Origin of the sequence: Labedaea rhizosphaerae, assembly GCF_004362825.1 — a bacterium.
In the GTDB taxonomy this organism is placed as follows: Bacteria; Actinomycetota; Actinomycetes; order Mycobacteriales; family Pseudonocardiaceae; genus Labedaea; species Labedaea rhizosphaerae.
The window spans coordinates 126,999-151,864 of sequence record NZ_SNXZ01000008.1 but is presented as its reverse complement, the minus strand read 5'-3'; the positions used below and the strand labels follow the sequence as shown (position 1 = coordinate 151,864).

At 69.5% G+C, this 24,866-nt stretch carries 21 protein-coding genes, 1 tRNA gene and 1 pseudogene; 6 read left to right on the top strand and 17 right to left on the bottom strand.

The features are described from left to right. Positions 1-9 precede the first annotated feature (9 nt). Both EV186_RS33370 and EV186_RS33365 read right to left on the bottom strand, forming a co-directional pair. Positions 10-630, bottom strand: coding sequence for a Rossmann-fold NAD(P)-binding domain-containing protein (locus EV186_RS33370; protein ID WP_243754430.1), 621 nt, complete (start codon positions 628-630; stop codon positions 10-12). An 8-nt stretch (positions 631-638) separates the two neighbouring features. Next, on the bottom strand, positions 639-1,448 hold the full coding sequence (locus tag EV186_RS33365) for an NAD(P)H-binding protein (protein WP_133853494.1): 810 nt from the start codon (positions 1,446-1,448) through the stop codon (positions 639-641). Between the two features lie 51 nt (positions 1,449-1,499). On the opposite strand from EV186_RS33365, the gene EV186_RS33360 reads away from it, so the two are divergent. Together EV186_RS33360 and EV186_RS33355 are read left to right on the top strand one after the other, a co-directional pair. Continuing rightward, on the top strand, positions 1,500-2,213 hold the full coding sequence (locus EV186_RS33360) for a helix-turn-helix domain-containing protein (protein WP_133853493.1): 714 nt from the start codon (positions 1,500-1,502) through the stop codon (positions 2,211-2,213). A gap of 79 nt (positions 2,214-2,292) precedes the next feature. Next, on the top strand, positions 2,293-2,475 hold the full coding sequence (locus EV186_RS33355) for a hypothetical protein (RefSeq protein ID WP_133853492.1): 183 nt from the start codon (positions 2,293-2,295) through the stop codon (positions 2,473-2,475). A gap of 4 nt (positions 2,476-2,479) precedes the next feature. Here the strand turns inward: EV186_RS33355 and polA are convergent, their stop codons facing one another. Further along, positions 2,480-5,221, bottom strand: a complete 2,742-nt coding sequence (gene polA / locus EV186_RS33350) for a DNA polymerase I (protein WP_279538350.1) — start codon at positions 5,219-5,221, stop codon at positions 2,480-2,482. A 42-nt stretch (positions 5,222-5,263) separates the two neighbouring features. Here polA and EV186_RS33345 point away from each other — a divergent pair, with 42 nt between their 5' ends. Then, entirely contained in the window at positions 5,264-5,695 is a 432-nt protein-coding gene (locus EV186_RS33345) for a hotdog fold thioesterase (protein ID WP_243754429.1), read from the top strand. Between the two features lie 20 nt (positions 5,696-5,715). Here EV186_RS33345 and EV186_RS33340 read toward each other — a convergent pair whose 3' ends face one another. From EV186_RS33340 to EV186_RS33315, 6 genes are all read right to left on the bottom strand, one after another. After that, positions 5,716-6,429: an ABC transporter ATP-binding protein gene (locus EV186_RS33340; RefSeq protein ID WP_133853491.1), complete on the bottom strand. Its 714-nt coding sequence runs from the start codon at positions 6,427-6,429 to the stop codon at positions 5,716-5,718. Then, positions 6,416-7,342: an ABC transporter ATP-binding protein gene (locus EV186_RS33335; RefSeq protein WP_133853490.1), complete on the bottom strand. Its 927-nt coding sequence runs from the start codon at positions 7,340-7,342 to the stop codon at positions 6,416-6,418. Before EV186_RS33335 ends, EV186_RS33340 begins: the two co-directional genes overlap by 14 nt. After that, a complete protein-coding gene (locus EV186_RS33330) occupies positions 7,339-8,532 on the bottom strand; it encodes a branched-chain amino acid ABC transporter permease (RefSeq protein WP_243754428.1) in 1,194 nt (397 codons plus the stop codon). The genes EV186_RS33335 and EV186_RS33330 overlap by 4 nt, the downstream gene beginning before the upstream one ends. Next, positions 8,529-9,524, bottom strand: a complete 996-nt coding sequence (locus EV186_RS33325; protein ID WP_208115931.1) for a branched-chain amino acid ABC transporter permease — start codon at positions 9,522-9,524, stop codon at positions 8,529-8,531. The genes EV186_RS33330 and EV186_RS33325 overlap by 4 nt, the downstream gene beginning before the upstream one ends. 105 nt (positions 9,525-9,629) lie before the next feature. After that, positions 9,630-10,826, bottom strand: coding sequence for a branched-chain amino acid ABC transporter substrate-binding protein (locus EV186_RS33320; RefSeq protein WP_341815890.1), 1,197 nt, complete (start codon positions 10,824-10,826; stop codon positions 9,630-9,632). A 216-nt stretch (positions 10,827-11,042) separates the two neighbouring features. Next, positions 11,043-11,639 carry an ANTAR domain-containing response regulator gene (locus tag EV186_RS33315; protein WP_243754427.1) on the bottom strand — a complete coding sequence of 199 codons (597 nt, stop codon included), beginning with the start codon at positions 11,637-11,639 and terminating at the stop codon, positions 11,043-11,045. A gap of 151 nt (positions 11,640-11,790) precedes the next feature. Here EV186_RS33315 and EV186_RS33310 point away from each other — a divergent pair. Further along, positions 11,791-11,864, top strand: a tRNA-Leu gene (locus EV186_RS33310). Between the two features lie 642 nt (positions 11,865-12,506). On the opposite strand, the pseudogene EV186_RS40875 reads toward EV186_RS33310, so the two are convergent. From EV186_RS40875 to EV186_RS33265, 8 genes and pseudogenes are all read right to left on the bottom strand, one after another. Beyond that, positions 12,507-12,932, bottom strand: a pseudogene (locus tag EV186_RS40875) (recombinase family protein); the annotation flags it as partial. A gap of 201 nt (positions 12,933-13,133) precedes the next feature. Beyond that, on the bottom strand, positions 13,134-13,733 hold the full coding sequence (locus EV186_RS33295; RefSeq protein WP_133853486.1) for a TetR/AcrR family transcriptional regulator: 600 nt from the start codon (positions 13,731-13,733) through the stop codon (positions 13,134-13,136). Further along, positions 13,730-15,310 (bottom strand): AMP-binding protein, encoded by a 1,581-nt coding sequence (locus tag EV186_RS33290; RefSeq protein ID WP_133853485.1) that lies wholly within the window; start codon positions 15,308-15,310, stop codon positions 13,730-13,732. Before EV186_RS33290 ends, EV186_RS33295 begins: the two co-directional genes overlap by 4 nt. Positions 15,311-15,328: 18 nt before the next feature. Further along, complete coding sequence (locus tag EV186_RS33285) at positions 15,329-16,483, bottom strand: acyl-CoA dehydrogenase family protein (RefSeq protein ID WP_133853484.1); 1,155 nt, start codon at positions 16,481-16,483, stop codon at positions 15,329-15,331. A gap of 16 nt (positions 16,484-16,499) precedes the next feature. Next, a complete protein-coding gene (locus EV186_RS33280; RefSeq protein WP_133853483.1) occupies positions 16,500-18,257 on the bottom strand; it encodes an acyclic terpene utilization AtuA family protein in 1,758 nt (585 codons plus the stop codon). Further along, complete coding sequence (locus EV186_RS33275) at positions 18,254-19,045, bottom strand: TIGR03084 family metal-binding protein (protein ID WP_133853482.1); 792 nt, start codon at positions 19,043-19,045, stop codon at positions 18,254-18,256. Before EV186_RS33275 ends, EV186_RS33280 begins: the two co-directional genes overlap by 4 nt. Then, entirely contained in the window at positions 19,042-21,024 is a 1,983-nt protein-coding gene (locus tag EV186_RS33270) for an ATP-binding protein (RefSeq protein WP_133853481.1), read from the bottom strand. Before EV186_RS33270 ends, EV186_RS33275 begins: the two co-directional genes overlap by 4 nt. A gap of 5 nt (positions 21,025-21,029) precedes the next feature. After that, positions 21,030-22,628, bottom strand: coding sequence for an acyl-CoA carboxylase subunit beta (locus EV186_RS33265; RefSeq protein ID WP_133853770.1), 1,599 nt, complete (start codon positions 22,626-22,628; stop codon positions 21,030-21,032). Between the two features lie 380 nt (positions 22,629-23,008). Between EV186_RS33265 and EV186_RS33260 the strand changes: the two genes are divergently transcribed. Together EV186_RS33260 and EV186_RS33255 are read left to right on the top strand one after the other, a co-directional pair. Continuing rightward, on the top strand, positions 23,009-23,968 hold the full coding sequence (locus EV186_RS33260) for an esterase/lipase family protein (RefSeq protein ID WP_133853480.1): 960 nt from the start codon (positions 23,009-23,011) through the stop codon (positions 23,966-23,968). Between the two features lie 12 nt (positions 23,969-23,980). Continuing rightward, positions 23,981-24,850, top strand: coding sequence for an alpha/beta fold hydrolase (locus EV186_RS33255; RefSeq protein WP_133853479.1), 870 nt, complete (start codon positions 23,981-23,983; stop codon positions 24,848-24,850). The last annotated feature ends 16 nt before the right edge of the window (positions 24,851-24,866 follow it).

Here is a 24,866-nt window from a genome sequence, read left to right as displayed (position 1 = left end):
GCGCGAGCTTCAGGGGCGGTGGCCGTACGGCATGGGCACCTCACCCACCTGGTGCGCGGCCGGGGGCCGGCCTTCGAGCGCTCGGCGGACGGCGGCCAGCACGCCTTCGGCGATCTCGTCGTGGGTGAGCCAGCGGGTGCGGCCACCGAGGTTCACGTAACCGAGGACGACTTGCTGGGTCGGGTGATCGGCGAGCACCGGGTCCGGGGCGTCGCCGGTGGTGGCGCCGCTGCCCAGCACCTCGACGACCGGGGCACCCTCGGCCAGCAACGGCCGGACCGCGTGCATGACCGCGGCGCGATCCGCCGAGTGCACCCAGGCCACCAGCAGGTCGGCCGGGCCGCCGAGGGCGTGCTGCGCGCGGGCGGCCAGCTGGTCGGGTTCGGACCAGTCGGCCTGCACCCACAACGCCTTGCGCTCGGCGTTGGCCGTCGGCTTGTGGCCGCGGCCGCCCGCCAGTGCGCCGCGCGCGAAGGCGCCGGGCTGGTAGTCGCCGCGTTCGAGGGGCTCGGCCGGGATCGGGGCGTACCGCCGGCTCGGCAGCACCACGTGCCAGCCGTCCCCGACCAGGGCCGCGACGCAGCCGGCGAGCATTCCCGTGCCACCGAGTACCAGCGCTCGACCAGCCATGCCCCACCCTAGCCCGATTTCGGCAGTTCGAAGGCGGTCCGGTGGTCGGTGGCCCAGGTGCGGAAGGTCCGGGCCGGTCGGCCGAGCACGCGGGCGACGTCGTCGGTCACCAGCGCGTTGCCGCCCGCGCGGACCAAGTGCTGGCCACGCACCGCCATCTCCGCCACCGACGGCTCGAGCCCGCGGCTCAGCAACGCCTCCGGCGGCACGTCAACGGTCTCCAGCGGGCGCCCGAGCACCTCGGCGAGCTGGGCGACCTGGTCGGGAACGCTGACCAGCTCCGGACCGGTCAGCGTGTAGGTCGCACCGTCGTGCTCGTCGTGGAGCAGGCCCTCGACCGCCACCTCGGCCACGTCACGCGGGTCGACGACGCCCTGCGCACCCGCGCCGGTCATGTTGGGGATCGGATCGCCGGCCTGGATCGCACCGGCCCACCCCAACGCGTTGGACGCGAACGCCGACGGGCGCAGCACCGTCCACGCCAGACCGCTGCCGGCCAGCGCCTGCTCGCCGGGCGCGTGCCACTGCGACGGCGAGCCCTTGCCCCCGACCGCGGACAGCTTCACCACCTTGCGCACGCCGGCCGCGACGGCCGCGGTGATCATCGCCCGATCGTGTTCGGGCACCCGCGCGCCCGGGGCGGTGAGCAGGAAGACGGCGTCGACGCCACGCACGGCCGGGCGCAACGACGCCGGGTCGTCGAAGTCCGCCCGCACGTCGCCGTGACGGCTCATGGCTCGCGCCGGCACGCCACGCGCCGTCAGGAGCCGGACGACCGCGCTGCCGATGGTGCCCGTGGCACCGGTAACCAAGATCATGGTTCGAGCGTGTCAATGCGGCCCGGCGCCGCTATAGGAAGAATCGGCACCGTGAGCACGCTCCCCGTTCCCGAGGCGCTGCGTGGCTGGGTCGAACGCATCGAGGTCACGACCTACCGCCCCGACCGGTTCCCGCTGGTCCACGCGCCCGATCCGGCCACGGTGCTGTTGTGGCGGACCACCGCCGACGGCCAGGGCGACGTGCTGGTCATGGGGCCGCGCACTCGCGCCCGGTACCCGGCGCCGAAGGAGCTGCCCGTGTGCGTGCGCTGGCGGCTCGGGGCCGGCGCGGCGCGTGCGCTGGTCGGGACGTCGCCGGACGAGCTCGTCGACCAGGTCGTGCCGCTCGGCGAGCTCTGGGGCCGCGACGCCGACCCGTTCACCGGGCCCGCTTCGCCCGACCGGCTGACCGCTGCCCTCACCGCACGCGCCCAAGCGGCGCAGGAGAACGCCCTCGTGCGCCGGGCGAGCGTCGAGCTGTCCCGGCCGCAGGTCCGCGTGGCGGCCGCGGCGCGGCGGATGGGCGTGAGCGAACGGCACCTGCGCGCGGTGTTCACCGCGGCCGTGGGCTTGTCGCCCAAGCAGTTCGCGCGGTTGACGCGGTTGCGGCGGATCCTGCCGGACGTGCGGAGCGGGTCGTTGGCGCGCCTGGCGGGCGAGGCCGGTTACTACGACCAGTCGCACATGACCGCGCAGTTCCGCGAGTTCATGCGGGTGACGCCGCGCGCGTTCGCCGAGGGCCGGGTGCCCACGGCCGCCTGCTGACCGCCGGTGCACCCCGGTTTGCCCGAAGGGATACCTGGATGCCCCGGGCCAGGGCCGGGAGCGCTCCTAGCGTCGAACCATGCCCGAGGACCGCGAACCCCGCTGGGACGAGGAAACCCAGCGTTACCTGCACTGGGACGCGGTGATCGGGAGGTGGGTGCCGTTGCCGGACCCACCCGTCGTGCCGGAGCAGTACTGGGACGAGGAGCGGCAGCGGTACGTCACCGTGGAGGCACCGCCCCGCAACCCCTACGCGCGATAGGGACTCAGTGCGCGGCCTCGTTCCAGGAGCGGCCGTAGCCCACGGAGACGTCGAGCGGCACGTCCAGGTGGTAGGCGCCGCCCATTTCCTTGCGCACCAAGGCCTCCACCGTGTCCCGCTCGCCGTCGGCGATTTCCAGGACCAGTTCGTCGTGGACCTGCAGGAGCATGCGGGTTTTGGCGCCGGTGGCCTTCAGCTGGCGGTGCACGCCGAGCATGGCGACCTTGATGATGTCGGCGGCGCTGCCCTGGATCGGGGCGTTCAACGCCATGCGTTCGGCCATCTCGCGGCGCTGGCGGTTGTCGCTGGTCAGGTCGGGCAGGTAGCGGCGGCGGCCGAAGATCGTCGACGTGTAGCCGTCCTTGCGGGCCTGGGCCACGATGTCCTGCAGGTAGTCCCGCACGCCACCGAACCGGGTGAAGTACTCGTCCATCAGCTCGCGCGCCTCGTCGGTGGAGATGCGCAGCTGCTGCGAGAGCCCGTACGCCGACAACCCGTACGCCAGGCCGTAGTTCATCGCCTTGACCTTGGCGCGCTGGGCCGGGGTGACCTCGGTCGGCTCGACGCCGAACACGTGCGCCGCGGTGGCCGCGTGGAAGTCGTGCCCGGACTGGAACGCCTCGATCAGGCCCGCGTCCGCCGACAGGTGCGCCATGATGCGCATCTCGATCTGGCTGTAGTCCGCGGTCATCAGCTCGGTGCAGCCCTGGCCCACCACGAACGCGTCGCGGATCGTGCGGCCCGCGTCGGTGCGGATCGGGATGTTCTGCAGGTTCGGCTCGGTCGAGGACAACCGGCCGGTGGCGGCGATCGTCTGGTTGAACGTGGTGTGGATGCGCCCATCGTCCGAAATGGACTTGATCAGGCCCTCGACCGTCACCTTCAGCCGGCTGGCGTCGCGGTGCTCCAGCAGGTGCTGCAGGAACGGGTGCTCGGTCTGCTCGTACAGCGTCGTCAGCGAATCGGCGTCGGTGGTGTAGCCGGTCTTGGTGCGCTTGGTCTTCGGCATCTCCAGCTCGTCGAAGAGCACCACCTGCAGCTGCTTGGGCGAGCCGAGGTTGATCTCCTTGCCGATGACCCGGAACGCCTCCTGCTCGGCGGACTTCACGCGCCCGGCGAAGTCGGCCTCCAGCGACGCCAGCTTCTCCTGGTCGACCGCGATGCCCACGGCTTCGACGTCGGCGAGCACCAGCAGCAGCGGCAGCTCCATCTCGGCGAGCAGCTTCGCCCCGCCGAGGTCCGCCAGCTCGACGTCGAGCGCGTCGGCCAGCTCGGCGATGGCACGGGCCCGCACGATCTCGCTCTGCGCCAGCTTGGCGTCGTTGTCGGCCTCGGAACCGTCGTCGTCCAAAAGGGACAGCTGCTGGTTGCCGTCGTCCTGCTCGGCCCGCAGTTCCCGCTTGAGGTACCGCAGCACCAGGTCGTCGAGCGCGAACGACCGCTGCCCCGGCCGCACCAGGTACGCGGCCAGCGCGGTGTCGCTGACCAGGCCGTTCATCGTCCAGCCGCGGTGGCGGATGGCGTGCAGCGAGCGCTTCACGTCGTGGCCGAGCTTGGCCGCGCGCTCGTCGGCCAGCCAGGTCGCCAGCGCCGTCTCGTCGACCTCGTCGAGCTTGGTCACGTCCACGAACACGCCCGCACCGTCCACACCGGACAGTGCGATCGACATCAACTCGACCGCCTGCCCGGAGATCCCGGTCGCGGTCTCACGAGTGGACAGACCCAGCCGGCTGCCCGGGCCGCCGTGCTCGGCGAGCCAGCCGGCCAGCTCCCCCGGCGCGAGCGCGCCGCCGGTGACGGTGAAGCCCTCGTCGGCCTCGGGTTCGGCGGTGGTCAAGGTCTGGAACAACCGGTCGCGCAGCACCCGGAACTCGAGCTCGTCGAACAGCCGGTGCACGGCGTCGCGATCCCACTGCCGCACGGCGAGATCGGCCGGGCCCAGCTCCAGCGGCACGTCCTTGACCAGCTCGGTGAGCTCGCGGTTGCGCACGACGTTGGCCAGGTTCTCGCGCAACGCGTCGCCGGCCTTGCCCTTGACCTGGTCGACCCGGTCGACGAGGTCGTCGAGCGTGCCGAACTCGCCCAGCCACTTGGCGATCGTCTTCTCGCCGACGCCCGGGATCTTCGGCAGGTTGTCCGACGGGTCGCCCCGCAACGCCGCGAAGTCGGCGTAGCGGTCGGGGCCGACGCCGGTCTTGGCCAGCACCGCCTCCGGCGTCATCCGGGACAGCTCCGACACGCCACGCACCGGGTACAGCACGGTGACCTTGTCGTTGACCAGCTGGAACGCGTCGCGGTCACCCGTACAGATCGAGACGGAGAAGCCCTGCTCGACCGCCTGCGTGGTGAGCGTGGCGATGAGGTCGTCGGCCTCGTAGCGCTCGACCTGCATCCACGGCACGCACAGCGTGTCGAGCACCTCCTGGATGAGGCTGACCTGCCCCTTGAACTCGTCCGGGCTCGCGCTGCGGTTGGCCTTGTACTCGGCGTAGCGCTCGGAGCGGAAGGTCTGGCGCGACACGTCGAAAGCGACGCCGATGTGCGTCGGCGCCTCGTCGCGCAGCAGGTTGATCAGCATCGACGTGAACCCGTAGACGGCCTCGGTGTGCTGACCTGTCTTCGTGACGAGGTTGGCCTCCTTCAAGGCGTAGAACGCCCGGTAGGCCATCGAGTGACCGTCGATGAGCAGCAGTTTCCCGCCGGTCGCGGTGGTCGGGTTCACAGGAGCGTCCGTCGTTGCTGGCACGGGGCGAGTCTAGGGTGGGGGTCCGACAAAAGGAGGCAATGGGTGACCGCAACGCCACCACCGGGGCTGCCCGACATCGACCCGGAGATCGCGAGCCAGCTGCTGAGCGACAAGCTCGGCATCGAGGTCACCGACTGGACCCCGCAGCGGATGGTCGCGACCATGCCGGTGAAGGGCAACCTCCAGCCGTACGGGCTGCTGCACGGTGGGGCCAACGCGGTGCTCGCGGAGACCGTCGGCTCCATCGCGGCCGCGCTGAACGCGCCCGAGGGGCGGATCACGCTGGGGCTGGAGCTCTCCTGCACCCACCACCGCGCGGCCAAGTCCGGTTTCGTGACGGCCGTGTGCACGCCGTTGCACGCGGGTCGCAGCACCGCCACCTACGAGATCGTGATCAGCGACGAACAGGGCAAGCGCACCTGCACGGCCCGCCTGACCTGCATCCTGCGTGAGGCCGTGCCCGGCGGCCACTGACCGCCGAGCCCGGCACCCGGTCACGTCACGCCGAGGTAGGCGGCCTTCACGCTCTCGTCGCTGAGCAGTTCCTTGCCGGTGCCCTCGCGGGTGATCGTGCCGGTCTCCAGCACATACGCGCGGTGGGCACGGGACAGGGCCTGCTGGGCGTTCTGCTCCACGAGCAGGACCGTCGTGCCCTGCTTGTTGATCTCGGTGATGATCTTGAAGATCTGCTGGATGAACTGCGGGGCAAGCCCCATCGAAGGCTCGTCCAGCAACAGCACGCGGGGGTTGGCCATCAGCGCCCGGCCGATGGCGAGCATCTGCTGCTCGCCGCCGGACATGGTGCCGCCGACCTGCGTGCGCCGCTCGGCCAGGCGCGGGAACAGGTCGAACACCCGGTCCCGGTCGGCCGCGATCCCCTTCTTGTCCTTGCGGGTGAAGGCCCCCATGTCCAGGTTCTCCATCACCGTCATGCCCGGGAAGACACCCCGGCCTTCCGGCGCCTGCGAGATCCCGCGCACCACACGCAGGTCGGCCCGCAGCTTGGTGATGTCCTGGCCGTCGAAGAGGATCTTGCCCGACGACAGCGGCCGGATCCCGGAGACCGCCCGCATGGTGGTGGACTTGCCGGCTCCGTTGGCGCCGATCAGGGTGACGATCTCGGCTTCCTCGACGGTGATCGAGATGCCGTGGACCGCCCGGATCGATCCGTAGTGGACGGAGACGTCGATCAGCTCAAGCAGCGCCATCGGTGTCCTCCTCATCCGGCACACCGAGGTACGCCGCGATCACGGCCGGGTTGTCGCGGATCTCCGCCGGCAGCCCTTCGGCGATCTTCTTGCCGAACTCCAGCACCACGATCCGGTCGGTCACGCCCATGACCAGCCGCATGTCGTGCTCGATGAGCAGCACCGTGTAGCCGTCGTCGCGGATCTTGCGGATGAGCCCCATGAGCTCGTCCTTCTCCGCCGGGTTGAAGCCCGCGGCCGGCTCGTCCAAGCACAGCAGCTTCGGCTCGGTGGCCAGCGCCCGGGCGATCTCCAGCCGGCGCTGGTAGCCGTAGGGCAGGTTCTTCGCCTTGTCCGCCGCGCGGTCGGCGATGCCCATGAACTCCAGCAGCGCCATGGCCCGATCGATGGCCTCCCGCTCCTCGCGGTGGTGGCGGGGCAACCGCAGCAGGGCCCCGACCACGCTGGTCTGGTGCCGGGCGTCGGCACCGACGACCACGTTTTCCAGCGCGGTCATCTCGCCGAAGAGCCGGATGTTCTGGAACGTGCGGGCGATGCCGCGGTGGGTGATCTGGTGGCGTTTGGCCCGGCCGAGCGGCCGGTCCTCCAGCAGCACCTGGCCCGACGTCGGCCGGTACACGCCGGTCATGGCGTTGAAGCACGTCGTCTTGCCCGCGCCGTTCGGCCCGATCAAGCCGAGGATCTCGCCGCGCTTGATGGAGAAGGACACCGAGTCCATCGCGACCAGGCCGCCGAACCTCATGGTGACATCGCGCAGTTCGAGCAGTGTGTCGCCGACCTCGACCGCGATTTCGCGGTCCGGCGCGACGGCCTCGGCGACCTCGGCCTCGTGCGCGGCACGCTCGGCCTCGGTCATGTGCTCCAGCTCGGCGACGATGCCGCCCTCGGGCTCCACCTCGGGTGTGTCGCTCATGCGCTGTCACCCGCCTTCTCCGCGACCAGTGAACTGTCACTGCTGAGTTGTTCGGGGCGTCCGATCAAGCGTTGGTAAGCCTGCCTGCCCCGGGCGAGCAGGCGCTGGCGAGCGCCGAGCAGACCCTGCGGCCGGAAGATCATCAGCACCACGAGCGCGACCCCGAAGATCAGGTACTTGTAGCTGGCCAGCGCGGTGAACCGGAACGGGATGTAGGCGATCACGAACCCGCCGAGCAGCACGCCGACCTTGTTGCCCGAGCCGCCGAGCACCACCGCGGCCAGGAACAGCACGGACGTCGGCACGTCGAACTTCTGGTTGTTCACGAAGCTGACCTGGCCCGCGAACAGCGACCCGGAGAGGCCACCGATCGCCGCGCCGATCGCGAACGCCCACAGCTTGAACTTGAACACCGGCACGCCCATCATCTCGGCCGCGTCCTCGTCCTCGCGGATGGCGACCCACGCGCGGCCGACCCGGCTGCGCTCGAGGTTGCCGACCAGCAGCAGGACGATGAGGATGATGCCGATCGTGAGCATGTACCAGGGCGTGCCGTTGGTGTTGGCGAACAACGCGCCCCCGTCGGCCTTCGTGCCCGGCGGGTGCCCGACGTCCTGGAAGCCGACGTTGCCCTTCAGCGGCGGCATCAGGGTGGCCAGCAGGCGGACGATCTCACCGAAGCCGAGCGTCACGATCGCCAGGTAGTCACCGCGCAACCGCAGCGTCGGCGTGCCCAGCACGACGCCGAAGAACATGGTCACGACCATGGCCAGCGGCAGCGTCCACAGATACGGGATCTTGCTGAGCTGCGAGTCCGGGCTGGTGAACAACGCCGCCACGTAGGCGCCGACGGCGAAGAAGCCGACATAGCCGAGGTCGAGCAGGCCCGCCTGTCCGACCACCACGTTCAGGCCCAGCGCCACCAGCGCGTAGAGCGCGCAGTTGAACATGGTGATCGGGAAGTTGGTGCCCGGCTCCGTGGTCAGGAACGGTGGGTTGATCACCGGGATGAGCACGACCACGGCGATCAGGGGGACCAGCCACGCCCACTGCTCGACGCGGGACTTGGAGTTCCACCACTCGCCGAGCCGGCCCGAGGCCTTGGACCGCTGGAAGAGCTTGCCGACGGCGACCAGGACGGCCACCAGCACGACCATCTCAACCAGGTCGATGATTTCGTCGCTGGTCATACCCGCGCCTTCCCGAGCGATTCACCGAGCAGACCGGTCGGCCGGACCATCAGCACGACAACCAGCACGACGAACGCCACCACGTCGGTCCACGAGGAATTGCCCAGCAGTGTGACACCGTAGTTGCTGACCACGCCGAGGAGCAGACCGCCGAGCAGGGCGCCGCGGATGTTGCCGATGCCGCCGAGCACCGCGGCCGCGAACGCCTTGATGCCGAGCACGAAGCCGCCGTTGAACGACGCGCCCTGTGGCACCTTCATCAGGTAGAACAGGGCCGCCGCGCCGGCCAGCACGCCACCGATGACGAACGTCAGCATGATGACGCGTTCTTTGTTGACGCCCATCAGCGTCGCGGTGTCCGGGTCCTGCGCCACCGCGCGGATGCCGCGGCCGAACTTGGTGCGGTTGATGAACTGGTCGGTGACGACCATCAGCACGATGGCCGCGATGAAGATCGTGAGCTGCTGGCTGTCGATGATGGTGCTGAACACCTCGAACACGGGGTCCGGCACGAACATGATGGTCGCCGGTTCGGCGTTGGAACCACCACGCCACACGAAGATCAGGTACTGGATGGTGAACGACGCGCCGATCGCGGTGATCAGGAAGACCAGGCGTGGCGCGTTGCGTTTGCGCAAAGGTCTGTATGCGACACGTTCGAGGATCAGCGCCGTGAGCCCGGACGCGATCATGGCGGCGACCATCGCCACGAGCAGGTCGATGATCAGTACCACCATCGGCGGGTAGACCGGAGAGGGGCCGAAACCCATGGCGTTCAAGGCGAACACGGTCGCGTACACCCCGACGATGAACACCTCGGAGTGGGCGAAGTTGATCAGCTGGAGCACACCGTAGACCAGTGTGTACCCCATCGCGACGAGCGCGTAGATCGAGCCGTAGGTCAGGCCGTCGAACGTGCTCGCCCAGAACTGGTCGCTGAACGCGCCCGTGTTGAAGGTGATCCACGGGGCGTCGGCGAGATACGTGATCAGGTGGTGCACGGCATCCCGTCCCTGTGTTCAGGCCGGGCAGCCGTCCGGTGGCGCGCCACCGGACGGCTGCCCGGCCTGGTCCTGCTCTGGATGTGGGGACAGATCCTAGGAGATGGTCCCGACGTACTGGATCTTGCCGTCCTGCACCTTGTAGCCGTACACGGTGGACTGGGCCAGCTCACCGTCCGGGTTCCACTTGAAGTGCTTGCTGAAGCCGTCGCCGTCGTAGCTCTTGACGAAGTCGCGCAGCGCCGCCCGGTCCTTGATGCCCGAGTCGATGCCCTTCAGCAGGATGGTCGCCGCGTCGTAGCCCTCGAGCGAGTAGGTGCCCGGAGCCGTGCCACCGCTGACGCCTTCGTAGGCCTTCGCGAAGTCCGGGATCAGCTCACCCGGGACGCAGGGGCAGGTGAAGAAGGCGTTCGCCGAGGCGGAACCGGCCTGCTTGATGAACTGGTCGTCCTTCACGCCGTCTGGGCCGATGAAGGTGCCCTTGAAGCCCTTGGTGACCAGCTGCTGGTCGAGCGGAGCGCCCTCGGCGTAGTAGCCGGCGTAGAAGACCGCGTCGGCCTTGGCGTTGATCACCTTGGCCGTGGTGGCGGAGAAGTCCTTCTGACCGGTCGTGACCTTGTCCTGGCAGCCCTGCGCGGCCGCACCCAGCGCCTGGTTCGCGGCGTTGGCCAGACCGATGCCGTAGTCCGAGTCGTCCTGGATCACGCAGATGACCTTGGCCTGCAGCTTGCCGGTGATGAACTTGGCGGCCGCCGGGCCCTGCACCGAGTCGTTGCCCAGCGCGCGGTAGAAGGTGGTCCACCCGTTCTTGGTCAGGTCCGGGTTGGTGGCCGACGGGGTGATGTGCACCAGGTTGGCCTTGTCGATGGCGCCACCGGTGGCCTTCGACTCGCCGGAGAACGGCAGGCCGACCATGCCGATGATGTCGGACTCGCTCAGCAGCTGGGTCACGACACCGGGAGCCTTGCCCGGGTCACCCTCGGTGTCGAACTCCTTGAGCTTGACCTGGCAGTCCTTGTTGGCCTGGTTGTGCTCCTGGATGGCCAGCTTGACGCCGTTGAGGATGTTGATGCCGAGCTGGGCGTTCGCGCCGCTCTTCGCGCCTGCGTAGGCGAGCGAGACACCGCTGCACTTGCCCTTGCCGTCACCGGCGGGCTTCGCGGCGTTCGGGGAAACCGGCAGATTCGTGACCACCGGGATGTCGACCTTGGTAGAGCCGTTGTTGCCGCCGTTGCCCGAACCGTTGTCACTGTTCGCAGCACACGCGCTCAGCGCGAAGGAGGCAGCTGCCACCAACGCGAGAGCTCGCGTGAGTCGAGCCTTTGACACTACGTTCCTCCAAACACCTTGACCGCCACGCCGGCGGTCGCCCCGTTCGGGGCTTGACCTAGGGCAGGAACGTAGCTCCCCGTGACTGGGATGGACAGCGCGGCCCCCTGGACGTATCCACATCGTGACGCTTCGGGGTATCCGGCTCGAAGGTTCGAGCAGGTACGCTTGTCGCCCTTGTTACGCGCGCTTGTCGATCGAGGAAACGACGGCGTCGGCGACGGCCTTCATCGTGGTGCGCCGGTCCATGGCGGTGCGCTGGATCCAGCGGAAGGCCTCGGGTTCGGACAGGCCTTGCTCGGCCATGAGCAGGCCCTTGGCCCGCTCGACGACCTTGCGCGTCTCCAGGCGGTCGGTGAGGCCGCGCACCTCGTCCTCGAGCGCGTGCAGCTCGGCGAAGCGGCTGATCGCCAGCTCGATGGCCGGCACGAGGTCACGCTTGGCGAAGGGCTTGACCAGGTAGGCCATCGCGCCGGCGTCACGCGCGCGTTCGACGAGGTCGCGCTGGGAGAACGCGGTCAGGATGACCACGGGCGCGATCCGCTCGCCCGCGATGGACGACGCGGCCTCGATCCCGTCCATCCGCGGCATCTTGACGTCGAGGATGACCAGGTCGGGCCGCAACTCGTTGGCCAGCGCGACGGCCTGTTCGCCGTCGGCGGCCTCCCCCGCGACCTCGTAGCCCTCTTCGCGCAGCATCTCCACGAGATCCAGCCGGATCAACGCCTCATCCTCGGCGACGAGGACCCGCCGCGCGGTCGCGCCCTGCTCCGTCACCGGGCTCCTCCTGTGGGTTCGACGTGCGGGAAACCGCAGCTTATCGGCCAAGCGGCCTGGCCACGCAGGCTCACCGCGCGAATGACACCAGGATCACTCCGCCGGGCCTCGCGCGGGCGCGCGAGAAGCATCGCGTAAGGTCATCGCCCGAGCCCCCGTAGCCCAATCGGCAGAGGCAACGGATTCAAAACCCGTCCAGTGTGCGTTCGAATCGCACCGGGGGCACGTACAGGATGCACACTCCCCCCGACCTGCCGATCCGTCGTTCGCGATGGTCGTGTTTGGCATCTGTTCCTCCTCGATCGCCTTGCTGAGTTCGATGACGCTGTCGGCCTCTCCGGCGGGAAGCGTCACCTTCACGGTGGCTTCGTTGGTGGCGTAGTGGACCCGGACGGTCAACTGCGTGAGGTCGAACAACCGGTCCAAGATGTCGCTCGGAGCCCGGTGCAGGTTGACCGCCAGGTGCGGTAGCGCGTCGAGCAGATTGACCTGTTCCGCGCTGGGGCGGGCGGCATTCCCGGCGTCTGCCTTGTCCAGGTCGGCCACGAGGGCCAGTTGGGTTTTGCGCTGCGCTTCGAGGTCGTTGAAGCGCTGCCGCAGCCGCTGGGTGAACGGGTCATCCGGGTCACCGTCCTCGACTTGGCGCAGGACGTTGTCCTGTTTGCGGGCGATGTCGGCGAGCTGGCGCTGAGCGCGCTCACGCTGCTCGAAACGCTCCTGAGTCGCGGCGGTGTCCAGGTTGTCCAGACTCGCCGCGAACAGCCCGCGCCGCTTCGGACCGAAGACGCGCTCGGCGAAGAACTGGTTGACCACGTTCATGATCAGGTCTTCTCGCATGTAGACCGTCGCGGGGTGACCCTCGTATTTGTCTGGGCGACCGCGGTTGTTATTGGCCGGATGGCAGCGGTAGTAAGTCACACCCCGTCGGGGATTGCCGGTCATGCTGCGACCGCAGTCGCACACGACACGACGGCGGAACAAACAGGTCCGGGTCGCCTTCGCGTCGTTCTTCAGCGCGGCACCATCACGTGAACGCTTGCGTCCCCATGACTTGGCGTTGAGTTCGTCGTACATCCACTTCGGGATCAGTGGTTCATGCGCAGGCTCGACCGACCAGACCCACATCTCGGGCGGGTTCTGCCGATTGCGACCACCGCGGCTGCGACGCGCGCGGCGGTTGTAAACCTGATAACCGGTGTACTTCGGGTTCTTCAGAATGTCGGCGACACGCTTCGAAGCTGGCCGCCGCGCGCTCGAACTTGGAACCTTCGTCGGGAGGCGTGGGCAGACCAAGTTCGCTGCACCGGTCAGGCAACGTCGCGTGCGTGCTCATGCTACTGATAATCGTGGGCACGAGCGGAGGCGCACCCGTAGCTCGTTCGCATCGACGGCAAGACCGCGGTGCAAGGAGACCCGACACACCGGCCCGCCCAACCTCCGTGTTGGGCACTGCGATGCCGACCGACTGCCAGTTCCGGCGGGGCATCCATGGCGTTACGACCCCAAGCCGATGCCGAGGACGGCTTGCGCGGAGCTGGCCAGGAGCCGGCGGAGCTGCGGCTCGGGGAGGTTGGAGTCGTGCTGGAGGGTGGACTGGATGGCCGCGATGGCCGCGTGCACGATGACGCGGGCTTCGGTGTCCCCGAGGTCGGTGCGCAGTTCGGCCACCAGGTGGACCCATTCCTCCAGGTAGAGGCGCTGCTTGCGGCGCAACCGCCGACGATCCACCTCTGGCAGGTTGTTGATCTCATGGAAGTAGACCTGCGCGAGCTCCCGGTCAGCCACCACGAATTCGATCTGGCCGTCGATGAGTTTGCGCAGGGCGACGCGCAGGTCCGTGGTCTCCTGTTCGACGATGCGCTTCTCGTCGCGCAGCAAGCCGTCGATGACGCGCTCGAACAGGGCTACCAGCACCGCCGACTTGCCATCGAAGTGGCGGTAGATGCCCGAGCCCGTGATGCCCGCGGCCGCACCGATGTCGGCCATGGACACAGCGTGGTAGCCGCTGCGGGCCACCAGGTCCGCGGCCGCGACCAGGATGCGTTCCTTGCGGTCCGGGTCGCGCACGCGGGACGGGGCATCGGATTTGGTCATCCCGCTCCTGACCCGGTGTAGCGGTCGGCGTAGGTCGTGCGCACCACGTTCTTCTGGATCTTCCCGGTCGACGTCTTCGGCAGTGTATCCGCGACGATCACCGCCTTCGGGACCTTGTACGGGTCGAGCAGCCCGCGCAGCACGGACAACAATTGCTCTTCGTCGACCTCGGCGCCGGGCTTAGGCACGACGACGGCGGTGATGGCCTCGCTCCACCGCTCGTGGGGCAGCCCGACGACGACCGCCTCGGCGACGTTGGGGTCGGCGGCGTAGACGGCCTTCTCGACCTCGATCGACGCGACGTTCTCGCCGCCGGTCTTGATCACGTCCTTGGACCGGTCGGTGAACCAGAGGATGCCGTCGTCGTCGATGTGGCCGATGTCGCCGGAGTGGAACCAGCCGTGCGCGAACGCGGTGTCCGTCGCCTCCTGGTTGTCCAGGTAGCCCGTCATGGTGTGCGGGCCGCGGTAGACGATCTCGCCGGTGGCGCCCTGTGGCACGAGCTTTCCGTCACCGTCCATGATGGACACCTGGATGTTGGCGACCGGCGTGCCGACGGCGCCGGAGTGCGAGAGCTGGTGCTCGGGCCGGAACATCGTGGCTGTCGGGCTCATCTCGGTTTGCCCGAAGAGCAGGTAGAAGTCGCATGCGAAGACTTCGAGGCAGCGGCGCAACTGGGCGTCCGGCATGGGCGCCATCGCGTAGCACGCGCGACGCAGGCTCGAGAGGTCCGTGGTCGCGATGTCCGGGTGGTCGAGCATGGCCCGGTACATCATCGGTAGCCCGAAGATCTGGGTGATCTGCTCGCGTTCGATCTGGGCGAGCAGCTCACCGGCATCGAACGCTCTACGGATGTGGATCGTCGCCCCGACCATGACCGCGGACGTGCAGTGGCAGTTGAGCTGCGCGGTGTGGAACATCGGCAGCATCGCCACGAACCGATCGTCGGCGGCGAAGCGCGCCTCCATCGCCATCGTCATCGACTCGAGGTAGATCGCCGTGTGGTTGCCGACCACGCCCTTCGGCGCGGACGTGGTGCCGCTCGTGTAGAGGTAGGTGATCGCGTCGCGGTCCTCGACCAGGTGCTCGGGTTCGGCGTCGCCGCCGTCGAGGTCGCCGAAGGTCGGCGCCACGCCGCCGGTGCCGGGTGCGACGACCAGGTCCCCGGCGGCGGCGGTCCCGTCGATCGCATCCTTCAGCGTCGCCAGCAGCTGTGCCTCGATGACGATGCCGCGCGCCTTGCTGTGCTCGAGGACGTAGGAGACCTCGTCCGGCCGCCAGCCCAGGTTGACCGGCACGCACACGACGCCGAGCTTCGCGCAGGCGTAGTACGTCACGAGGAACTCGACGCTGTTGCCCGACGCGAGAGCGAGCGCGTGACCACGCCGGTAACCCTTGCCGTGCAAGGCGTTCGCGACACGGTTGACCCACGCGTTGAGTTCGGTGTAGGTGTAGCGGCGGTGCTCGTCGACCACGGCGACGTTCCGCGGCGACCGGGCGGCCGTGCGCGTCAGGCTGTCCCCCACGTTGACGCGGTGGATGAGGTTGGCATTCAGCTTGGCGATTTCGTCGGACATCGGTGTCCTCCAGCTCGGTCAGTAGGAACGCGGCAGCCCCAGGGAGTGCTGGGCGACGTAGTTCAGGACCATCTCCCGGTTGACCGGGGCGATGCGCAGCAGGCGAGCCAAGCCCCACAACGGGATCAGCCCGTACTCGGTGGCGACACCGTTGCCGCCGTGGGTCTGGATGGCCGCGTCGACGGCGGCGAGCGCGGCCTCGGCGGCCGCGTACTTCGCCATGTTCGACGCCTCCCCCGCGGGCAGGCCGTGGTCGTGCCGCCACGCGGCCTGCGCGGTCATCAACGCGGCTTGCTCGACCTCGATCTTGGCCTTGGCAAGCGGGTGCGCGACGCCTTGGTGCGCACCGATCGCCTCGTTCCACACGGTGCGGGCGTTGGCGTACTCGACGGCCTTGCCCAAGGCGTAACGGCCGATGCCGACGCACAGCGCGGCTCCGGTGATGCGTTCGGGGTTGAGGCCGTGGAATACCTGCGCGAAGCCGTTGCCCTCGGCGCCGACCAGCCGGTCTGCGGGCACCCGGACGTCGTCGAAGTGCAGCGTGAACTGGCGTTCGGGCAACGCGACCGATACCAGCAGCGGGTGCTTCACCAGTCCTGGCGCGTCGGTGTCTACGACGAACAGCGACAACTCGCCCCGGCCCGTGTTCGCGTCGGTGCCAGTGCGCGTGACGACGAGGATGGCTTCGGCGTCGTCCACGCCGGAGATGTAGTACTTCTGTCCGTTGAGGACGTAGTCGTCGCCGGCGCGGGTCGCCGTCGTGGCGAGCCGGTGGCTGTTGGACCCGGCACCCGGCTCGGTGATCGCGAACACGACCTTGCTCTCGCCGGTCGCGAGCCGTGGCAGCCACCGCTGCTTCTGCGCGTCGTCGCCGTAGGTGGCGATGACCTCGCCCGAGATCGCGCTGGAGACCAGCAGGAGCAGCAGGGGGCAGCCCTGCGCGGCGACCTCCTCGCACACGATCGCGAGCTCGGTCAGGCCCGCGCCACCACCGCCGTACTCCTCGGGGATGTTGATGCCGATGAACCCGTGCTCGCCCAGCACCTGCCACAGTTCGGCGGTGGGTTCACGGGCTTCGGCCTTGCGGGCGTAGTAGTCACCGCCGAACTTCGCGGTGATCGCGGCCACCGCGGCACGCAACGCGGTGTGGTCGGGATCCGGCGTGAAATCCATCGGGGGTCCTCCGCGGTCAGGCGAGCAGGGTCACGGGGATGTCGGCATAGCGCGAGCGCAGGTATTCCCCGAGCCCCTTGGCCTGCGCGTCCGGGCGGGCCGTCGCGGCCACGCCTTCGGCGAGCAGGCCGACGATCACGAAGTTGAGCGCGAGCACGTTCGGCAGCGCGTAGCGGCGCACGGTGAGGTTCGCCGCCTCCGGGATGAGCTGCCGCAGCCGGTCGACGGTCAGATACGCGTCCAGCCACGCGAATGCGGCCGCGTCGCGCACCCAGACGCCGACGTTGGCGTTGCCGCCCTTGTCCCCCGAGCGGGCGCCGACGATGCTGCCGAGCGGCACCTGCACCACCGCACCGAAGTCCCGCATCGGGCCAGGCATGGCAGCAGCCGGGGCGGGCACCGGTTCGGGCGCCGGGTGGTGGTCGATCACCACGACCTCGCCGTTGGGGAGCACCACCTCGTGCAGCACCTCGGCGGCCGGGACCAGCGTGGGCCAGTAGATGCCGTACGCGGTCTCGGCCGTGGGCGGCGTCGTCGTGTGGCAGCCCGCGTACCCGCCGACCGCGAGCTCCGTGGTGGCGTTGGCGAACCGCCTGCCGACCTTCTTCGGATCGGGGTCCTTGACGGTAATCCGCAGGTGCGCGGTCGCCTGTTCGTTGGTGGGCGCGTCGCGCCGGTCGTACCGGATCAGCCTGGTGTCGACCTTGGCGAAGGACTCCTTGCCGCCGAGCGCGTCGAAGAGCAGGTCCTGCGCCCAGCTCGCCTTCTCCTCGATGTCCAGTCCGGTCAGCACCAAGGTCATCGTGTTGCGGTAGCCAGCGAGCAGGTTCACCGCGACCTTGAGCTCGGGCGGTGGCGGGCTGCCCCTGGTCCCGGAGATGCGGACGCGGTCGGGGCCGTCCTGCTCGACGCGTGCCGTGTCGAAGTGCGCCACCACGTCGGGGCCCGCATAGGCGGGTTCGGCGATCTCGTACAGCAGTTGCGCGGTGACGGTGCCGACGGACACCAGTCCCCCGGTGTTCGGGTGCTTGGTCAGCACGGTGCTGCCATCCGCGGCCACCTCCGCGACCGGGAAGCCGGGCCGGCGCCGGTCGGCGATCTCCTGCAGCCACGGGTAGTTGCCGCCGGTCGCCTGCGGTCCGCACTCGATCACGTGCCCCGCGACGACCGCCCCGGCAAGCGCGTCGTGGTCGGCGCGTTGCCAGCCGTGCCACCACGCGGCGGGCCCCACGACCAGCGAGGCGTCGGTGACCCGCGGCGTGAGCACGATGTCGGCGCCCGCGTCCAGGGCGGCGGCGATGCCCCAGCCGCCGAGGTAGGCGTTGGCCGTCACCGGCTCGCCGGGCGCACCGGTCAGGGGTTCGCCGGTGTCCAGGTTCGCCAGCGGGTGTCCGGACGCGATGAGGTCGTCGAGCCGCTCGCTGAGGTCGTCACCGCGCAGATGGGCGACCTTGGGCGCGAGGCCCAGCCTCGCGGCGAGTTCGTGGACCTGCTCGGCGAGCCCGGCCGGGTTGAGGCCGCCGGCGTTGACCACGATCTTGGTGCCGCGGTCCAGGCAGGTGCCCAGGACCTGCTCGAGTTGGGCGAGGAACGGGCGGGCGTAGCCCGCCGCCGGGTCTTTGCGCCGCGCCTTCCACAGGATGAGCATGGTCAGCTCGGCGAGGTAGTCACCGGTGAGTACGTCGGTCGGGCCGCCGTCGACGACCTCCTTCGCCGCGGCGAGCCGGTCACCCAGGAAGCCCGAGCAGTTGGCGATCCGGACCGGGCGGGTCATGCCGTCCTCCGTCCCACGGGTTCGCGGCCGGGGCCTGGCGCGCCGGCGAAGGCTTGCGCGATCGTCAGCCATTCGGCGGCGACCGACCCAGTGGTGGTCAAGGCGGTGTCCGCCCGGTGGCGTCGCTGGGTGACGACCAGGCAGAAGTCAAGGGCGGGCCCGTGAACTCGCTCGGTCGCGCCTGGATCGCCCCACGTCCACCGGTCCCCGTCGGGTGCGGTCAGCTCCACGAAGACGTCGGTATCGGGTACCGGCTTGCCCCGCAGGCCGAAGCTGAACCCGAACGTGCGCACGCCCAGGTGCGCGACGTGCCGCAGCCGCGCGGTGGGCGGGCGGGTGACGCCGAGGGCGTCGGCCACGTCCTGGCCGTGCGCCCACGTCTCCATCAACCGGGCGGTCGCGGAGCTCAGCGCGCTCATGTCCGGCCCGTACCACGGCACGCGCTTCTTCGGGTCCGTCGCCCTGAAGCGCACCAGCAAGTCGGTGCGGACCAGACGGAACCAGTTCAGCAGCTCCGGGATCGGCATGGCGCGGTGGCGTTCGGCGATCACGTCCGGGAACCGCGGGCCCAGCTCGACCAGCTCGGCTGCCTCTGCGCGGAACCGGGCCGGGTCGGCGATCGCCAGCGCGGCGGCCTCGTCGAAGTAGGCGAGGTGGCTGACTTGGTCTCGGATGGACCAGCCGATCGCGGGGGTCGGCCGGTCCCAGTCGGTCACCGACGCGAGTAGCGCGTCGAGGTCGGCGGTCTCCGCGGCCAGGTCGTCCCACAGGTTGGCGGGTTCGGTCATGACGCGACCACGACGGCCAGCACGGCGCCGAGGTCGACGGTGTCGCCGACTCGGACCCCGATCTCGCCGACCTCGCCCTCGGTGGGCGCGGTGACGGTGTGCTCCATCTTCATCGCCTCCAGCACGACGATCGGCGCGCCGGCCGCGACCCGCTCCCCCGGTTCGGCGAGCACCCGCACGACCGTGCCCGGCATCGGCGCGACCAGGGAGCCTGGCGTGGACCGGTCACCGGGCTCGACGAACCGCGGCACCTCCGTCAAGGCGGTCGCACCCAATGAGCTGTCCACATAGGACGTCTCGCCGCACCGGTGCACGGCGATCCGCCGTCGTACCCCGGCGACCTCCAAGTCGACCGCGTCGGCTGTGGCCGCGTGCAGCACGGCGTCGACCGGTTCGCCCGCTACCGTGGCGGCGAGCCCGTCCCGGTCGAACCGGTAGGAGACGGCCAACTCCTTGTCCGACAAGGTGAACTCGGCGATCTGCGACGCGTCCGGCACGTTGCGCCAGCCCGACGGCAGGGTGGTGAGCACCGGTGTCGACACCCGCCGGTGCGCCTGCCCGGCGAGGGCGGCGGCAAGCGCGTGCACCGCTGGTGCCCGGGCGTCGACGGCACCGGCCGCCAGGTCCGCGGGGTCGTGGCGGGTCAGGTAGCCGGTGTCAATGGCCCCGGCCCGGAACTCGGTTTCGCGCAGCACGCCGACGAGCAGGTCGCGATTGGTGACCACGCCATGCACCCGGGTCTCGGCGAGCGCGCGGGCGAGCAGGCGGCACGCCTCGTCCCGGGTGGGCGCGTGCGCGATCACCTTGGCCAGCATGGGGTCGTAGTGCAGGCCGACCACCGACCCTTCGACCACGCCACCGTCTACCCGCACTCCCGGCAGGCCGGGCACGGCGAACCGGTGCACGGTGCCGGTGGCCGGCAGGAATCCGGCGGGTACGTCCTCGGCGTACAAGCGGGCTTCGATCGCGTGGCCGGTGATCCGGGCGGCCCGCGCCTCGGGCGGCAACGGGTGCCCCTCGGCGATCAGCAGTTGCAGCCGCACCAGGTCCAGGCCGGTGATCGACTCGGTGACCGGGTGCTCGACCTGCAGGCGGGTGTTCACCTCGAGGAAGTGGAAGTTGCCGTGCGCGTCGAGCACGAATTCGACCGTGCCCGCGCCGACGTAGTCGATGGCCTTGGCCGCGGCGACCGCGGCCGCGCACAACTCGGCACGCAGGGCGTCGTCCACGGCCGGGGACGGCGCCTCCTCGATGATCTTCTGGTAGCGGCGTTGGATCGAGCACTCGCGTTCGAACAGGGCCAAGACCTCGCCGTGCCGGTCGCCGAAGATCTGCACCTCGACGTGGCGCGGCGAGTCAACGTAGTGCTCCAGGAACACCGTGCCGTCGCCGAACGCCGATGCCGCCTCCCGGCGCGCGCTGTCCACAGCGGACTGCAGCTCGGCCTCGGCACGCACGATCCGCATGCCCCGGCCGCCGCCGCCGAACGCGGCCTTCACCAGCACCGGGTACCCGATGTCCCGGCCGACCCGGGCCGGGTCCAGCGCGACGTCGTCGGTGACCGTGACGCTCGGCAGCACCGGTACACCGGCCGCGGCCATGATCTCCTTCGCGGCGACCTTCGAGCCCATCTGCTCGATCACCTCGGGATCCGGGCCGACGAACGTCAGGCCCGCGTCGGCGCAGGCGCGCGCGAACCCGGCGTTTTCCGACAGGAACCCGTATCCGGGGTGCACCGCGTCCGCGCCGGTCGCCTGCGCGGCACCAACAATCTTCGCGATGTCCAGGTAGGTCTCACTGGGTGCCGCGCCCGGCAGCCGCACCGCCTCGTCGGCCTCCCGCACGAACGGTGCATCGGCGTCCGGGTCGGAGTAGACGGCAACGCAGCGCACGTCCATGGCCCGGGCGGTGCGCATGACGCGCCGGGCGATCTCGCCGCGGTTGGCGACGAGCAGGCTGGTGATCGGCCGAGGAGTCATCGCCCTCACATCCGGAAGACGCCGTAGCCGCGGCGTCCCTCGATCGGCTGGGAATGCGCGGCGGACAACGCCATCCCGAGCACGTGGCGGGTGTCGCGCGGGTCGATCACACCGTCGTCGTAGAGCCGCGACGTGACGAAGAAGGCGTGCGACTCCGCCTCGATCTGCGCCTCGATCCGGCGCCGCCGTTCGTCGTCGGCGGCCACGTCGAACTCCCGCCCGGACGCCTCCGCCGCCTGCTTGCCCACAATGGACAGCACGCCTGCGAGCTGCTGCGCGCCCATCACGGCGAGCTTCGCGTTGACCCAGGCGAACATGAACCGCGGGTCGTAGGCCCGCCCCGACATGCCGTAGTTCCCGGCGCCGAACGACGCTCCGATGTTGATCGTGAAATGTGGGACGGTGCTGTTGGTGACGGCGTTGATCATCTTGGCGCCGTCCTTGATGATGCCGCCCTGCTCATAGGTCGTGCCGACCATGAACCCGGTCGTGTTCTGCAGGAACACCAGCGGCGTGTCGGATTGGTTGGCCAGCAAGATGAACTCGGTCGCCTTCTGCGCTTCCTCGCTGAACAGCACTCCGCGGGCGTTGGCAAGCACGCCGACCGGGAAGCCGTGCACCGACGCCCAGCCGGTGACCAGGCTCGTGCCGTAGCGCGTCTTGTACTCACTGAACCGCGACCCGTCGACGACCCGGGCGAGGACCTCCCTCGGATCGACCGGGGTGCGGAAGTCGGCCGGGGTGATGCCGAGCAGCTCGTCCGGGTCGTACAGCGGGTCCTCGGCGGGCCGCGTCGGACCGGGGCCGAGCTTGCGCCACCCCAGGTCGGCCACGAGCTGCCGGCCGATGCGCAGGCAGTCGTGTTCGTCCACAGCGAAGTGGTCACCCACACCGGAGACGCGGGTGTGCATGTCGGCGCCGCCGAGGTCTTCGTCGTCGGCGTCCTCGCCGGTGGCCATCTTCACCAGCGGCGGGCCGCCGAGGAACACCTTCGCCTGCCCGTCGACCAGCACGGCGTGGTCGCACATGCCCGGCACGTACGCGCCACCGGCGGTGGAGTTGCCGAACACCAGCGCGATGGTCGGCACGCCCATCCCGGAGAGTTCGGTGAGGCCTTGGAAGATCTTGCCCGCCTGGACGAACAGCTCCGACTGGGTCGGCAGGTCCGCGCCGCCGGACTCGACCAAGTTCACCACCGGCAACCGGTTGCGCTTCGCGATGTCCAGCGCGCGCAGATTCTTGCGCAACGTGTAGGGGTTCATCGAGCCGCCGCGCACCGTCGGGTCGTGGGCGATGATCACGCATTCGACCCCCGAGACCACGCCGATCCCGGTCACGATGCTCGCCCCGACGGTGAAGTCGGTGCCCCACGCGGCGAGCGTGGACAGCTCGAGGAACGGCGAGTCCCGGTCCAGCAGCAACGCGATCCGCTCGCGGACCAGCAGCCGACCGCGCCCGTGGTGCCGGTCGGCGTAGCGGGCGCCACCGCCGGCGCGCGCGAGCGCCAGCTGTTCGTCCAACGCCGCCAACGCCTCGAGGTGCGCCTCCCGATTGCGCCGGTGGTCCGCCGACGCCGGGTCCACCGCTGATGCCAGCACGGCCACCCGCACCGCCTCCTCCCGTTCGGCCTGATGTTAACCCTGATTCACTAACGAGGGAAGCATCAGTCCATCGACCGGCAGTAATCCATGACAGATGGGCAATGACGCCGACCGGTACCTGAGCTATTGTGATCCGTCATTCACTAGGGACAGTTCCGTTCGTGCGGGCCGACCCGAGGAGACCGTCACGTACCCCGGCAAGTACGCGGCGTCCAGGCGGTGCAGCTGCGCGCCCTGTACCTGAACGGACACCAGCGATCGTTTTGGTCATACCATTGAAACGATCTGCGCCAACCGGTTACCATCTCGCGGACGCGGCTTCTCCGCCTCGAGAGTCCGCATCAGCTTGTGGTGCACCCGATGTTGACACCTCAGGAGACGATGTGCGGACAACGAAGTCCGGATCGGTTGCCCGGCTGGCCGCGGCGGCAGCCGCGCTGACCGCGATCGCCGGGATCATGACGTCCACCGCCGGTCACGCCGCGGGCGCCACCCGGCACTACCCGGTGCCGTACACCTTCGCGGCCAATGTGCTCGGCGCCGCGCATCCCTACAGCGACCCGCCGGGCAGCAACGACTGGTCCTGCCGGCCGGGTTCCGTCCACCCTCGCCCGGTCGTGCTGGTGCACGGCTTCGCTTCGGTCATGAACGACACCTGGCAGACGTACTCACCACTGCTGGCCAACGAGGGCTACTGCGTCTTCGCCTTGAACTACGGGGTTCCCGATGGGACGTCGTTCCCGCTCGACCAGGTCGGCGGCCGCACGCCGCTCGAAGACAGCGCACAGGAACTCGCCGCGTTCGTCGACCGGGTCCGCACCGCCACCGGTGTGTCGCAAGTGGACATCGTCGGGCACTCCGAGGGCACCCAGATGCCCAACTACTACCTCAAGCGCCTCGGCGGCAGCGCACACGTGCACACCTTCGTCGCGCTCGCGCCGTTCTGGCGCGGCACGAACGCCGCGGGCCTCGCCACGGCAACACTGCTCGCGGGCCGGTTCGGCTACGCGCCGGTGGTCAACGGAGTCCTGGACCCGCTCTGCGCCGCATGCCGTCAACTGCTCGCCGGCTCCGACTACTACGCGGCGTTCGGCGATCCGGTGGTCCCCGGCGTCAACTACACCAGCATCGTCACCCGCTACGACGAACTCGCGGTGCCCTATACCAGCGGCATTGCCTCAGGCATGCACAACATCACGCTGCAAGACCAGTGCCTGCTCGACCACTCGGAGCACTTCGCGATCCTGTCCGACCCCGTCGCCGGGGCCGACATCCTCAACGCGCTCGACCCGGCGCACCCCCGCCCGGTGCCCTGCGTCTACGTCCCCCCGTTCCTCGGCTGAGCTGGAGCCAGCATGTCCACGTACACGACGTTCACCTTCCCGGGCAGCGACGGCACCCCGATCACCGCCTACCGCTGGGATCCCCAAGCCGCCCCGAAGGCGATCCTGCAGATCACCCACGGCGTCGGCGAGCACGCGTTGCGCTACACCGAACCCGCTGAACGGTTCGCTGCCGAAGGCTTTGTCGTCTACGCACAGGACCACCGCGGGCACGGCGCCACCGCCGGCTCCCCCGAGCAGTTCGGGCAGATCGGCACCGACGGCTGGTACGCATTGGTCGCCGACATCGGCGCGCTGAGCGCGGTCGCTCGCCGTGAAAACCCTGGGTTGCGCCTGACGCTGCTCTCGCACAGTCTCGGCTCGTTCGCCACTCAGCAGTACCTGATCGACCACAGCGGCGACGTCGACGGCGTGATTCTGACCGGCACGGCGGCGATCGACCTGCTCGCTCCCGCGCTCGACCTCGACAACCCGGTCGGCCTGGACCTGTTCAACGCCGCGTTCCAGCCCGCGCGCACCGACTTCGACTGGCTTTCCCGCGACGAGTCCATGGTGGACGCCTACCTCGCCGACCCGCGCACCGGCTTCAACCTGGACCAGGACGGCCTGAAGGCCATGTTCGACGGCGCGGCGAAGGCAGCGACCGCCACCGACCAGGTGCGGTCGGACCTGCCGCTCTACATCGCCGTCGGTGCCATGGATCCCGTCAACGGCGGTCTCGCCTTGCTGACCGCGCTGGAGCAGCGCTACCGCGACGCGGGTCTGACGAATCTCACCGTCGTCACGTATCCCGAGGCCCGCCACGAGATCCTCAACGAAACCAACCGCGACGAGGTGCTGGACGCCATGGTCGACTGGGTGCACGCCCAGAAGCTCGGCTGATCGTCGGCACAACAGG